Raw genomic sequence first — 13,087 nt, forward strand, 5'->3', positions numbered from 1 at the left:
TACGATTGGTTATTGACGGATATGAGCGATTCTGACTAGCTTGACGACATGCATGAACGTGAAAGATGGCAACTTATCCTGACAAGGCTGCGTGAACGCGGCATCGTTCGTGTGAACGATCTCGCCGCACTCACCGGGGCCTCTGTCGCAACGCTGCGCCGGGATCTGGCGCGGCTGGAAGACTCCGGCCAATTGCGCCGGGTCCATGGCGGGGCGGAAACCGCAGAGGTCTCGGGGCAGGGCGACCTGACGGCGGCCTCTTTCGGGGTCAGCCAGACCACCAATGCCGAGGCCAAGCGCGCCGTGGCGCGCAAGGCGGCCAGCCTCTGTGCGGATGGCGATTCGATCATCCTCAACGCCGGGTCGACGACCTGGTTCATGGCGCAATGCCTGCGCCAGCACCGGATGCAGGTGCTGACCAATTCCTTCCCGATCGCACAAGAGCTGATTGCCAATTCCGGCAACCGGGTCGTGCTGCCGGGGGGCGAATTGTACCGCGAGCCGGGGATCATCCTGTCGCCCTTCGAGGAGGATGCGATCCAGCACTTTGCGGCGGGCAAGATGTTCATGTCCTGTTACGCGCTCACCCCGATGGGCGTGATCGAAAGTGATCCCCTGATCGCGCGGGCCGAGGCAAAACTGCTCAGCCGGGCCGAAAAGCTGGTCGTGATCGCGGACAGTTCGAAATTCGAGGCGCGGGGCAACATGGTTGTCTGCCCCTTAAGCCGTGTGTCGACGGTGGTGACCGATCAAGGCGCACCACAGGCGATGACAGATCATCTTCGGTCGTTGGGGGTGGAGGTCCTCATCGCCGAAGGAGAAGCGGAGACCAACCTTTCGGCCGCATGAGCCGGAAGTGAAACCAAGAGGGAGGAACGACATGAAGATGAACAAGCTGGGGCTTGCACTCTCGATCGCGGCGGGGCTGATGGGCACCACCGTCATGGCCGATGTGATCGAGGCCAAACCGGGTCAGGCCGCCAATATGGTCCTGCTGCCGAAATTCCTCGGCATCCTGCCCTTCGATCAGGCCAACCGCGGCGCGCAGGAAGCGGCCAAGGAGCTCGGCAATACCGGAGAGTTGCAGTACATCGGCCCGACCGCCGAAAACTCGGCCGCCGGCCAGATCGAGATGCTGACCACCGCCACCACCCAGAAACAGGCCGTGGTGATGCTGTCCAATGGCGCGGGCGACCAGATCGCGCCGACCGCCGAGGCCGCACAGGCCGCAGGCACCAAGGTCGTCACCTGGGACTCGCCCATTCCCTCGGGCAAGGGCGAAAGCGTCTTCGTGGCGCAGGTCGATTTCGGCTCGATCGGCACCGTGATGGCCGACATGGTCTATGACGAGGCGGGCGGGAAGGGCGAGTTTGCCATCCTCTCGGCCAGCCCCGATGCGGCCAACCAGAACGCCTGGATCGACGCGATGAAGAAGGTCCTCGCCTCGGATGCCAAGTACAAGGATCTCAAGCTGGATGATGTCGTCTACGGCAACGACCAGTCCGAGGAATCCTACAACCGCGCCCTGGGTCTGGTCGACAAATACCCGGATCTGAAGGTGATCATGGCGCCGACCACGGTGGGCATCGTGGCCGCCGCCAAGGCGATGCAGGACGAAAAGCTCTGCGACAAGGTCAAGGTCTCGGGCCTCGGTCTGCCGGCGGAAATGGTCAGCTACACGATGAACGGATGTGCGCCGGAATTCGCGCTGTGGAGCTTCGTCGACCTTGGGTATCTGACCTATTACACCAGCTACATGCTCGCCACCGGGTCGCTGAAGGGCGAAGTCGGCGAAGAATTCAAGGCCGGGCGGATGGGCAATTTCAAGATCGAGGAAGACCCGGGCCGTGCCGGTGCCAAGCGCGTGCTGATGGGGCCCTTCACCATCTACACCAAGGACAACGTCGAAGCCGCCGCGAAGTAAGCGCCGCCTTCCCAAGCTTTTGCAGGGCCGCCCCGGTGGCGGCCCTGTGGTCTCTTGCATCCTGGAATCCCCGAAGTGACCCAAGCCGCCCCCGTTCTGGACCTGAGCAATGTCTGCAAAAGCTTTGCCGCCACCCAGGCGCTGAAGGACATGAACCTGGCGATCGCGCCCGGCGAGATCCACGCCATCGTGGGCGAGAATGGCGCGGGCAAATCCACCCTGATCAAGATCATGACCGGGGTCCACCAGCCCGACAGCGGCACGATCGCGGTGAACGGCCAGCCCGTCACCTTGCGCACCACGCAAGAGGCGCAAAGCCACGGCATTGCCGCCATCTATCAGGAACCGATGGTGTTTCCCGATCTCGACGTGGCCGAGAATATCTTCATCTCGAACCGCGCCGAGGGCGCCTTCATGAACTGGAAGCGCATCTACTCCGAGGCTGAACGGCTGGTGGCGCAACTGGGCGTCACGCTGGATGTGCACCGCGCCGCCTCTGGCCTGACGCTCGCCGAACAGCAGACGGTGGAGATTGCCCGTGCGCTGAGCCTCAACGTCAAGGTCCTGATCATGGACGAACCCACCGCCAGCCTTTCGGCGCATGAAGTGGCGCGGCTGTTGAAGATCGCGCGTGCCTTGAAGGCGAAGGGGGTCGCGGTCATTTATATCTCGCACCGCCTGGACGAGATTTTCGAGATCGCCGACCGGGTCACCGTGATCCGCGACGGCCAGCACATCTCGACCAAGCCTCTGGCGGAGGTGACGACCGACAGCATGGTCAAGGACATGGTCGGCCGCGCCATCGACACTTTCGCGCTGAAGACCGAGGCGAACCCGCATGGCCCTTCCGTCCTGCGGCTGGAAAACCTCGGCCGCGCCGGGGTGTTTCGCGGCATCACTTTCGACCTCAGCGCCGGAGAGGTCCTGTGCTTTGCGGGCCTCGTGGGGGCAAGGCGCACCGATGTGGCGCTGGCGCTCTTCGGCATCGCCCCCGCCACCGAAGGCCGCATCCTGATCGACGGGGCGGAGGTGACGATCCGCACGCCTGCCGAGGCGATGGCGCGCAAGATCGCCTATGTCTCGGAAGACCGCCGCAAGCTGGGCCTTGCGATGAGCCTGCCGATCTTCGCCAATATCTCGCTCGCCAGCCTGAAGAACCTGCTTGGCCTTTTCGGCCTGATCGACCGCAAGGCCGAGATGGCTTTGGCCGAAGGCTACCGCAAGCAACTGGCTATCAAATCGCCCGGTGTGCGGATCGAGGTCGGCAAGCTCTCCGGCGGCAACCAGCAGAAGGTGATGCTCGCCAAGTGGCTCGAGACCAAGCCCCGCATCCTGATCTTTGACGAGCCGACGCGGGGTGTCGATGTCGGGGCCAAGGCCGAGGTGCACAACATCATCCGTCAGCTGGCGAAGGAGGGCGTGGCTGTGGTGGTGATCTCCTCCGACCTGCCCGAGGTGCTGGCGCTGGCGGACCGGGTTCTGGTGATGCGGGAAGGAAAACAGGTGGGGATATTGGACATTGCCGAGGCCAGCCAGGAAAGGGTGATCACCCTCGCCGCGGGCCATGACGCAGTGGCGGGGGCGGCGTGATGGGGGTGTTTGCCAAGATCCACCCGCAGCACCTGCGGCTGATCGCCCTCGGCGTGGCACTGCTTGCCACCGTCGCCTTCTTTGCCACCCAGATCGACGGCTATCTGTCGGCGCGGATGTTCACCCGCATCTCGACCTCGGCCGCGGTGATCCTGCCGATTGCGGTGGGGCAGGCCATCGTGGTGATGACGCGCAACATCGACCTGTCGATCGGCTCCACCGTGGGCGTCGTGGCCTATGTCACCGGCGCCTTTCTGGCCGGCCATGGCGAGATGAGCCCGATCATGGTGGCCATCCTCGCCATGGGGATCGGGGCCGGGATGGGGGCGATCAACGGGGTGCTGGTGGCCTGGGGGCGGGTGCCCTCGATCATCGTGACCTTGGGGACGCTCGCACTCTACCGCAGCTTTCTCGTGCAATATTCCGATGCGCGGACCATCACCACGGCGAGCCTGCCGGGGTGGCTGGTCGATCTGCCGCAGGCCAATGCCTTCTCGATCTTCGGGCTTGAAGTGCGGGTGACGGTGGTCATGGCTGTGGCGGCGGCCATCGTGATGGGGCTGGCGCTGACCCGGCTGCGCGCGGCGCGGCGGTTCTATGCCGTGGGGTCGAACCCCGATGCGGCGGTGATGGCGGGGATCAACTCCGGCGCCGTGGTCTTTACCGCCTTCGTCCTGTCGGGAGCTTTGGCGGGGCTGTCGGGCCTGATTTTCCTTGCGAAATTCGGCAATATCACTGTGGTGGCGGGCCTTGGCTTTGAACTGAAAGCGGTGGCGGCGGTCGTGGTCGGCGGGGTTTCCATCCTCGGCGGTTCGGGCAGCATGATCGGCGTGGTGATCGGCTGCGTGCTGGTCGACACCATCGACAATTCGCTGACCCGCTGGGCCGTGGTGTCAGAGTTCTGGCGCGATGCTCTTCTGGGGATGCTGATCATGGCCGCCGTGACGGTCGATACCTTCATGTCGCGCTCGCTCGGCCGGCTGGGTGCGAAGAAGGGAGAGGTGTGATGGAGCGGGCCTTGCGGTTTCTCAAAAGCTGGGAAGGGATGCTTTTGATCCTCTTCCTGATCACCTTTGCCGGCAATGCGCTCCTGGCGCCGTCCTTCCTGACCGTCCGCAACCAGATCAACCTGTTCCAGCTGTCGATCGAGAAGATCATCGTCGCGCTGGTGATGACGCTGATCATCATCAATGCCGAGATCGACCTCTCCGTGGCCTCGGTCATGGGGCTGTCGGCCTGCGCCTTCGGCTATATGTTCACCCACGGCTTCCCGATCGGCTTTGCCGTGGTGATCTGCCTTGGCATCGGGCTGGTGGCGGGGCTGATCAACGCCTTCCTGATCGCAAGGGTCGGCATCCCCTCGCTGGTGGTCACGCTGGCCATGCTGATCGGCGTCCGCGGCTTTGCTCGGGTGCTGGCCAAGGATCAGAGCATGGGCGACTTTCCCGAATGGTTCGACAACCTCGGCGCGCAGGCGCTGATCGGGCCGCTGCCGCTGTCGCTGATCCTCTTCGTCGTGCTGCTTCTTGGCCTCGGCATCCTGTTGCACCGGACCGGCTTTGGCCGGGCGGTCGTGGTGATCGGCACCAATGCCGAGGTGGCGCGGTTTTCCGGCCTCGATGTGGCGCGGGTCAAGACCGTGCTCTTCCTGATGTCGGGCTTCGTGGCGGCTTTGGCGGGGCTTCTCTATGCCGGGCGGCTCGGCTCGGTGCGCGGCGATGCGGCTTCGGGGTTCGAGCTGGACATCATCACCATGGTCCTTCTGGGCGGGGTCAGCATCTTTGGCGGCAAGGGTTCGATGACCGGGGTCTTCCTGTCGATCCTGATCATCCTGAACCTGCGCAATGGCATGGCGCTGACCAGCATCACCGGCCATCTGCAAACCGGGGTGATCGGCATCCTCTTGATCGCCTCGGTCCTGATCCCCAACCTGGCGGCCGATCTCCGCGCCCGCCGGCGGAGCTGAGAGGTCCGATGCGCCACGTCTTCAAGATGTATCTCAACCCCGGTCAGGAGGCGGAATATATCCGCCGCCATGACGCGATCTGGCCAGAGCTGGTGACCCTGCTGCACGAGGTGGGGGTCAGCAACTACACGATCCACCTCGACCGCGAGACGGGCATTCTGATCGGCTGTCTCGAGAGGGAGGAGGGCCACCGGATGGCCGATCTGCCGCAGCACCCGGTGATGCAGCGCTGGTGGGCGCATATGGGCGATATCATGCGGACCAACCCCGACGGCTCGCCCGTGGCGGTGGATCTGGTGCCGACCTTCTTGATGGAATAGGGCGGCTTCAGCCCGCCCTGGCCTGCCAAAGTGCGGCCACCCTTGCGCGCCAGTCCTGCGCATAGGGCTGCAGGCCCGGGTCCGGCAGAACCGGCGCCGCCATCGCCCGCGCCGCCAGAACCGGCCCGGCCAGCAGCGCCGCCCCAAGCCCCGTGCCCGCACTTTGCCCAGCCGCGATCACCGGGCGACCGGTCGCAGTCGACAGCATGGCGGCGAAATCCGGGTTGCCGCCGAAAGGCCCCTCCACATGGATCGGCCCCTCCGCCCCGATCAGCGCCAGACACTCCGCCCCCATCAGCGCGGTATAGTAACTCGCGGCGAGGCTGCGCGCGCCATCGGTCGCGGGCGTGCCGGTCCAGCCGAGGCTGAGGCCGGGGAAGGGGCCGGTCTCGGGGTGGAGCGAGGGCAGGATCATCAGCCCCGCCAGCACCGCGCGCCGGTCTTCGGTCGAAGGCGGCACCACGCGGCCTTCGGTCAGCGCATCGAACTCGCGCCCGCCCATGTAGCGCGCGGTCGGCGTCGGGCCGCCCTTGGCATTGACGTTGACCAGCACATCGCGCCGCGCCTCCAGCGCGACCTGCGGTCCGCCGACCGCAAGGCTGATCATCCAGGTGCCGGTCGAGATCACCGAAAACGGCTCCTCCCCGGCGAGATAGGGCAGAAGCGAGGCGTTGGAATCATGGATGCCGGACAGGACCGGGGTGCCCGGGGCAAGGCCCAAGTGACTTGCGAGGTCGGGGCGAAGCGGAAAGCTTGCATTCGCCGGCTGCACCGGCGGGAACAGCGCTTGCCAGCCCATCCGGCTGACAAGGCTGGAGAATCGCCCCGCCCAAGGGTTCCATAGATCGGTATGACAGCCAAGCGAGGTCACCTCGCTGGCCGCCACCCCGCTCAGCCGCATGGCCCAGAATTGCGGATAGGTCAGGATATGGCGCGCCTTGGCGAAACCTTCTGGAAAGCTCTGCGCCAGCCAGTAAAGCTGCGCGCCGACGTTCAGCCCGCCCGGCAGGCGGGGCGAGCCGGTTTCGGCAAAGTCGGGCCGCAACCGGTCGTACTCGGGCAGGCTGTCCGGCCCGGCAAATTCGTAGTCGAGGATCGGCAGCACCAGATCCCCCGCCGCATCGACCAAGGCCGCCGAGGCGCCATGCGTGGTGATCGAAATCGCATCGACCGGCCCTTCGGCGGCCAGCTTCTGCAGCCCCGATTGCAGGAAGTCCCACAGCGCGTCCGTGTCGAAATGCGGATAGTGCGGGGCGGGTTGAACCCGGTTCGGCATCTTGAAAACCCGGCGCTCCTGCCCGGTTGCAAGGTCGATCAGAAGCAGTTTGGCATTGGTCTTGCCAATGTCGATCACGGCCACATGCTGCAAGAGATCCTCCCCGAAATCCGCCTGCCCAGACTAGCCGATCTGCGGCGAAATCCCAAGGAAAACAAAGGCTCGGACCGGATTCTTTCGACCTTTTTGCAACCCCGCAAAGGGGGGCATCCCGACCCCGCCAAAGCAAAAGGCCAGCCCCGCGGCTGGCCTTTTTGACTGGAGCGGGCGAAGGGATTCGAACCCTCGACCCTAACCTTGGCAAGGTTATGCTCTACCCCTGAGCTACGCCCGCACTCCGTGGCGGTGTACTAGCGCGTGTCGCAGGCAGGGGCAAGCGGGTTTGTGAAAGGATTTTGCGGCAGGTCGAAAATTTGCGCGGAGGAGGGGCGGCTGCAGGGGGGCTGCGACCCTGTGCCACCGGTCCAGCACGCTTGCAGTTATGCAGGCAGCGCCTATGGATAGAGGGAAGAAGCCATGGACAGGAGCGCAATTGTCGAACCCCTTGCCCCCGACGCCGGTTCCCTCGCTGCAAATCCCGCTTTACGCCTTTGTCTGGCGGACGACCCGAAAGCTGCAGATCCGGATCTGTATCCTGACGGCGCTGCTGTCGCCGCTGGCCCTCGTGCCGCTGGAACTGCAGCGCAGGATCATCGACGATGTCACGGTGTCGCGCGATGTCACCCTGCTGGTGGAGCTTGGCCTGGCCTATCTCGCCGCCATCCTCGCGCTCGGGGCGCTGAAATATGCCCTCAACATCCAGCGCGGCAAGGCGCTGGAAACCGCGGCGCGCGATCTCAGGCGGCGGATCCTGTTGCGGGTCAATGCCGCGGCGCCAGAGGCCGGGGGTGACGCGCCCCAGATTGATGCGGGAAAGGTCGTCTCGATGCTGGCCTCCGAAAGCGAGGATGTCGCGGGCTTTGCCGCCGATGCCTTCTCGCTGCCCCTGCTGCAGGGCGGGACGATCCTGTTCGTGCTGGGATACCTGATCTGGCTGAACCCGATCATCGCCGTCCTCGCCCTGGTGATCTACTTCCCCCAGGCGGTGATCGTGCCGAGGACGCAGAACATCATCAACCGCTGGACCGTGATCGTCCGCCGCGCGCTGCGCCATCTGGGCCTGCTGGCCGTGCAATCCGGGCAGAAAGCACCCCTGGATGCGAGGCGCCCGCCCGGCAGCGACCTGATCGACCGCGTCTTCACCGTCCGCATCCGCATCTACAAGCGGAAATACCTGCTGACCGCGCTCGGCAATTTTCTCGATGCGCTGGGGCCGATTGTCGTGCTGCTGATCGGCGGTTGGCTGGTGGCGGCGGGCAAGGCCGAGGTCAGCACGCTCTTCGTCTTCATCTCGGGCTTTCAAAGGGTGTCGGACCCCTGGGACCAGATCGTCACCTTCTACCGCACCATTTCCAACAGCGAGGTGCTGTACCGGATGATCGGCGACACGATTGAAGAGGGGATTTCTGCTGCGCCTGCCGGGGCCGCTTGACCGGCGATCCGGCTTAGGCGCGCCTTCCGGCTTTCGACTGGAGCGGGCGAAGGGATTCGAACCCTCGACCCTAACCTTGGCAAGGTTATGCTCTACCCCTGAGCTACGCCCGCACTCCGTCGATGGCGGGGATTTAGGGGAGAGGCCGCGGCGCCGCAAGAGGAAAAGCGCAAGGCCGGCGCGATTTTGTGGATTTTGTGACGAGGCCCGCAAAGCCGAGGGATCCGCTGGCGGGAGAGCGCCGGAGCGGACCAGAAGAGGGCCCGCGCCAAGGGCCCGGCGCGCGCGGGTGGTTGGTAGGATGGGCAATTTGCCCATCTTCGGGCCTTCGACAAGGGGGCACATGGTGCCAAAGCGGGGCTAACTCGCGGGGGCCATCACGCAGGGCTTGGGCAGGACCGTCTCCGCGGGGGATCCGCGGTCCCCATGGGCCGCCTGTCCGCGCCAGCCGGGCGGGACCGGATCCGCCGCCCAGGGCTTGCCGTAAAGATCCATCGGATCAAGCCCCTCTTCGGCGGCGATGACGCGGGTGGTGTAGTCGCCCCAGATCCGGGGCTGGTCGAACATCCAGCTCCAGTCGATCACCTGTGCTACGGTGAAATCGACCAGGTCGCCCGCTTTCAGGGATGTCACGATGCTGCCATCGTCCAGCGAGATGCCGCGCAACCTGCCGTCGGCCAGGCACTGAAACGGGGCCAGCCAGATGAATTCATTCATCTGGCCGCTGCCCGGGCTTGGAATGCCCACCTTGATTACGGCGGGGGGCAGGCTGTAGCCCTCGTCATCCAGCGCATGGGCCAGAAACAGGCCAAGCGTCCCCCGTGCCTCGGCGACAGCCGCAGCCATCGCCGGGTCGGATTTCTGAACCATATGGACCTGGCCGTCAGACCATGCCGGGCCCGCCAGAAGGGCGAGCGCCAGGCAAATGCTTGGGCCGGACCGAAGTCCGCTCATTCGAACTCGATGAGCAGATCCTTCGCCTCGATCTGGGCGCCGGGATGGACATGGACGGCTTTGACCACGCCAGCCTTTTCGGCATGGATGCCGGTTTCCATCTTCATCGCTTCGATGGTCAGCATGAGGTCGCCGGCATTGACCTTCTGGCCCGCCACGACGCCGACCGAGGCGATCGAGCCCGGCATCGGTGCGCCGACATGCGAGGGGTTGCCCTCGATGGCCTTGGGCTTGGCGGCGGTCTTGCTCTTGATCGCGCGGTTGGGCACGCGGATCACCCGGGGCTGGCCGTTCAACTCGAAGAACACCCGCACATCGCCGTCATCCGTGGTCTCGCCCACGGCCTGCAGGCGAATCTCCAGCGTCTTGCCGGGGTCGATCTCGGCCGAGATTTCCTCGCCCGGCTCCATCCCGTAGAAGAAGGCCTTGGTCGGCAGGACCCGCACCGGCCCATAGGCGCGGTGACGGCCGAGGTAGTCGAGGAAGACCTTGGGATACATCAGGTACCCGTTCAGATCCTCGTCATCGATCTTGTAGCCTTCCAGATCGCTTTCGAGCTTGGCCCGCGTCGCCTCGATATCGACGGGGGGCAGGCTCTTGCCCGGACGCTCGTCCAGCGGCGCCTCGCCCTTCAGGACCTTCTTCTGGATGCCTTCCGGCCAGCCGCCATAGGGCAGGCCGATGTTGCCCTTGAGCATGTCCACGACCGATTCCGGGAAGGCCACATCCACCGCCGGGTCTTCGACCTGGGCACGGGTCAGGTTCTGCGCCACCATCATCAGCGCCATGTCGCCCACGACTTTCGAGGAGGGCGTGACCTTCACGATATCGCCGAACATCTGGTTGGCATCGGCATAGGCCTGCGCCACTTCGTGCCAGCGCTCTTCGAGGCCAAGGCTGCGCGCCTGGGCCTTGAGGTTGGTGAACTGGCCGCCGGGCATTTCGTGCAGATAGACTTCCGAGGCCGGGGCGGGCAGGCCCGATTCAAAGGCGGCATACTGGCCGCGCACGGCCTCCCAATAGTTGGAAATCTCGCGGATCGCGGCGATGTCCAGGCCGGTGTCGCGGTCGGTGTGGCGCAGGGCCTCGACGATCGAGCCGAGGCAGGGCTGCGAGGTGCCGCCCGAGAAGGCATCCATCGCCGCATCCACCGCATCGACCCCGGCATCGCAGGCGGCAAGGATCGTGGCCGCCGCAGCCCCCGAGGTGTCGTGGGTGTGGAAGTGGACGGGCAGGCCGACCTCTTGTTTCAGCGTTTTCACCAGTTGCCGGGCGGCGGCGGGTTTCAACAGGCCCGCCATGTCCTTCAGCCCCAGCACATGGGCGCCGGCGGCCTTCAGCTCCTTGGCGAGATCGACGTAATATTTCAGGTTATACTTGGCCCGGTTCGGGTCCAGCATGTCGCCGGTATAGCAGAGCGAGCCTTCGCAGACCTTGTTGGCCTCCAAGACCGCATCCATCGCGACGCGCATGTTCTCGACCCAGTTCAGGCTGTCGAACACCCGGAATACATCGACGCCCGAGGTCGCCGCCTGCTTGACGAAGCTTTGCACCACATTGTCGGGATAGTTGGTATAGCCCACCCCGTTCGACGCGCGCAGCAGCATCTGGGTCATCAGGTTCGGCATCCGCGCGCGCAGATCGCGCAGGCGCTGCCAGGGGCATTCCTGCAGGAAGCGGTAGGCCACGTCGAAGGTCGCCCCGCCCCAGCATTCGACCGAGAAGAGCTGGCTGAGGTTGGCCGAATAGGCCGGCGCCACCCGGATCATGTCGAAAGACCGCATCCGGGTTGCGAGCAGCGACTGGTGGCCGTCGCGCATCGTCGTGTCGGTGATCAGCACCTTCTTCTGCTTCAGCATCCAGTCGGCCACGGCCTGAGGGCCCTGCTGTTCCAGAAGGTTGCGGGTGCCCATCAGGGCCTCGGCCCCCTCACGCGGCTTCGGGGGGCGGGGTTTTCTCGCCTCGGCATGGGGTTTCGGGCGGCCTGCGGTCTCGGGGTGACCGTTGACCGTGATATCGGCGATATAGGTCAGGATCTTGGTCGCCCGGTCCTGGCGCTTCTTGAAGGTGAAAAGCTCGGGCGTCGTGTCGATGAACTTGGTCGTATAGGTGTAGTCAAGGAAGGTCGGGTGCTTCAGCAGGTTGATGACGAATTCGATATTCGTGCTGACGCCGCGGATGCGGAATTCGCGCAAGGCCCGGTCCATCCGGACGATCGAGGCTTCCGGCGTCTGCGCCCAGGCGGTGACCTTGACCAGAAGCGAATCGTAATAGCGGGTGATGACCGAGCCGGCATAGGCCGTGCCGCCATCCAGACGGATGCCGTTGCCGGTGGCCGAGCGGTAGGCGGTCAGGCGGCCATAGTCGGGGATGAAGTTGTTCTGCGGGTCCTCGGTGGTGATCCGGCATTGCAGCGCATGGCCGTTCAGCCGCACCTCGGCCTGAGAGGCGACGCCGGTCGCCTCGGCCAGGGTCTTGCCCTCGGCGATCTTGATCTGGGCCTGGACGATGTCGATGCCGGTGACCTGTTCGGTCACGGTATGTTCGACCTGAACCCGCGGGTTCACTTCGATGAAGTAGAACTTCTGGCTGTCCATATCCATCAGGAATTCGACGGTGCCCGCGCATTCATAGCCGACATGGGCGCAGATGCGGCGGCCAAGGTCGCAGACCTCGGCGCGTTGCGCTTCGGTCAGGTAGGGGGCAGGGGCGCGTTCGACGACCTTCTGGTTGCGGCGCTGCACGGTGCAGTCGCGCTCGTAGAGGTGGTAGATCTGGCCGTGCTTGTCGCCAAGGATCTGCACCTCGACGTGGCGGGCGCGGATGATCATCTTTTCCAGATAGCCCTCGCCGTTGCCGAAGGCGGCCTCGGCCTCGCGCCGGCCCTCCAGCACCTTGGCCTCAAGCTCGTCAGGCCCGTTGATCGGGCGCATGCCGCGCCCGCCGCCGCCCCAGGAGGCCTTGAGCATCAGGGGATAGCCGACCTCGGCCGCCTCTTTCTTGATGGCGGCGAAGTCATTGCCCAAGACCTCGGTCGCCGGGATGACCGGCACACCAGCCTCCATCGCGACGCGGCGGGCCGAGGCCTTGTCGCCAAGCGCGCGCATGGTTTCGGCCTTGGGACCGATGAAGGTGATGCCGTTCTGGTCGCAGGCATCGACCAGATCAGGGTTTTCCGACAGAAGGCCATAGCCGGGGTGGATCGCATCGGCGCCGGATTCCTTGGCCACCCGGATGATCTCGGCGATCGAAAGATAGGCGCCGACGGGCGACAGGCCGACCCCGATCAGATAGGCCTCGTCGGCCTTGAACCGGTGCAGCGAGAGCTTATCTTCCTCGGCATAGACGGCGACCGTCTTCTTGCCCAGCTCATTGGCGGCGCGCATCACGCGGATGGCGATTTCGCCGCGGTTGGCGATCAGGATTTTCTTGAATTCGGTCATATGGCCCTCTGTCCAGCCCCGTGGCCCCTGCGCGTCCCTGTCGCAGGTTTGCCCTCGCATCCTATGTCTGCTGCGGCGCAGCA

The 13,087-nt window shown here is 65.0% G+C and carries 10 protein-coding genes and 2 tRNA genes; 7 read left to right on the plus strand and 5 right to left on the minus strand.

The window, feature by feature from the left end:
* Positions 1 to 48 precede the first annotated feature (48 nt).
* From AC1DZT_RS22355 to rhaM, 6 genes are all read left to right on the plus strand, one after another.
* On the plus strand, positions 49 to 849 hold the full coding sequence (locus AC1DZT_RS22355) for a DeoR/GlpR family DNA-binding transcription regulator (protein ID WP_478008866.1): 801 nt from the start codon (positions 49 to 51) through the stop codon (positions 847 to 849).
* A gap of 31 nt (positions 850 to 880) precedes the next feature.
* Positions 881 to 1,924 carry a rhamnose ABC transporter substrate-binding protein gene (locus AC1DZT_RS22360; RefSeq protein ID WP_478008867.1) on the plus strand — a complete coding sequence of 348 codons (1,044 nt, stop codon included), beginning with the start codon at positions 881 to 883 and terminating at the stop codon, positions 1,922 to 1,924.
* Positions 1,925 to 1,999: 75 nt separating this feature from the next.
* Positions 2,000 to 3,514, plus strand: a complete 1,515-nt coding sequence (locus tag AC1DZT_RS22365; RefSeq protein WP_478008868.1) for a sugar ABC transporter ATP-binding protein — start codon at positions 2,000 to 2,002, stop codon at positions 3,512 to 3,514.
* Positions 3,514 to 4,521, plus strand: coding sequence for an ABC transporter permease (locus AC1DZT_RS22370; protein ID WP_478008869.1), 1,008 nt, complete (start codon positions 3,514 to 3,516; stop codon positions 4,519 to 4,521). Before AC1DZT_RS22365 ends, AC1DZT_RS22370 begins: the two co-directional genes overlap by 1 nt.
* Positions 4,521 to 5,480 carry an ABC transporter permease gene (locus AC1DZT_RS22375; protein WP_478008870.1) on the plus strand — a complete coding sequence of 320 codons (960 nt, stop codon included), beginning with the start codon at positions 4,521 to 4,523 and terminating at the stop codon, positions 5,478 to 5,480. The genes AC1DZT_RS22370 and AC1DZT_RS22375 overlap by 1 nt, the downstream gene beginning before the upstream one ends.
* Before the next feature lie 8 nt (positions 5,481 to 5,488).
* A complete protein-coding gene (rhaM, locus tag AC1DZT_RS22380) occupies positions 5,489 to 5,800 on the plus strand; it encodes an L-rhamnose mutarotase (protein WP_478008871.1) in 312 nt (103 codons plus the stop codon).
* Between the two features lie 7 nt (positions 5,801 to 5,807).
* Here rhaM and AC1DZT_RS22385 read toward each other — a convergent pair whose 3' ends face one another.
* On the minus strand, positions 5,808 to 7,160 hold the full coding sequence (locus AC1DZT_RS22385; protein ID WP_478008935.1) for an FGGY-family carbohydrate kinase: 1,353 nt from the start codon (positions 7,158 to 7,160) through the stop codon (positions 5,808 to 5,810).
* A 175-nt stretch (positions 7,161 to 7,335) separates the two neighbouring features.
* A tRNA-Gly gene (locus tag AC1DZT_RS22390) sits at positions 7,336 to 7,410 on the minus strand.
* A 198-nt stretch (positions 7,411 to 7,608) separates the two neighbouring features.
* On the opposite strand from AC1DZT_RS22390, the gene AC1DZT_RS22395 reads away from it, so the two are divergent.
* On the plus strand, positions 7,609 to 8,607 hold the full coding sequence (locus AC1DZT_RS22395; protein ID WP_478008872.1) for an ABC transporter transmembrane domain-containing protein: 999 nt from the start codon (positions 7,609 to 7,611) through the stop codon (positions 8,605 to 8,607).
* A gap of 38 nt (positions 8,608 to 8,645) precedes the next feature.
* On the opposite strand, the gene AC1DZT_RS22400 is transcribed toward AC1DZT_RS22395, so the two are convergent.
* The 3 genes from AC1DZT_RS22400 to AC1DZT_RS22410 form a co-directional block, all read right to left on the minus strand.
* A tRNA-Gly gene (locus AC1DZT_RS22400) sits at positions 8,646 to 8,720 on the minus strand.
* A gap of 247 nt (positions 8,721 to 8,967) precedes the next feature.
* The gene (locus AC1DZT_RS22405; protein WP_478008873.1) at positions 8,968 to 9,561 is read right to left on the minus strand and encodes a DUF2314 domain-containing protein; all 594 of its coding nucleotides are present in this window, start codon (positions 9,559 to 9,561) and stop codon (positions 8,968 to 8,970) included.
* A complete protein-coding gene (locus tag AC1DZT_RS22410; RefSeq protein WP_478008874.1) occupies positions 9,558 to 13,004 on the minus strand; it encodes a pyruvate carboxylase in 3,447 nt (1,148 codons plus the stop codon). Before AC1DZT_RS22410 ends, AC1DZT_RS22405 begins: the two co-directional genes overlap by 4 nt.
* Positions 13,005 to 13,087: the final 83 nt, after the last annotated feature.

The organism is Rhodobacter sp. P1_C2 (assembly GCF_056406375.1).

Excerpts from the sequence above, each read along its gene's own strand:
- AC1DZT_RS22355 (WP_478008866.1), top strand. The coding sequence starts at position 49 with ATGCATGAACGTGAAAGATGGCAACTTATCCTGACAAGGCTGCGTGAA.
- AC1DZT_RS22405 (WP_478008873.1), bottom strand. The coding sequence starts at position 9,561 with ATGAGCGGACTTCGGTCCGGCCCAAGCATTTGCCTGGCGCTCGCCCTT.
- AC1DZT_RS22375 (WP_478008870.1), top strand. The coding sequence starts at position 4,521 with ATGGAGCGGGCCTTGCGGTTTCTCAAAAGCTGGGAAGGGATGCTTTTG.
- AC1DZT_RS22360 (WP_478008867.1), top strand. The coding sequence starts at position 881 with ATGAAGATGAACAAGCTGGGGCTTGCACTCTCGATCGCGGCGGGGCTG.
- rhaM (WP_478008871.1), top strand. The coding sequence starts at position 5,489 with ATGCGCCACGTCTTCAAGATGTATCTCAACCCCGGTCAGGAGGCGGAA.
- AC1DZT_RS22370 (WP_478008869.1), top strand. The coding sequence starts at position 3,514 with ATGGGGGTGTTTGCCAAGATCCACCCGCAGCACCTGCGGCTGATCGCC.
- AC1DZT_RS22410 (WP_478008874.1), bottom strand. The coding sequence starts at position 13,004 with ATGACCGAATTCAAGAAAATCCTGATCGCCAACCGCGGCGAAATCGCC.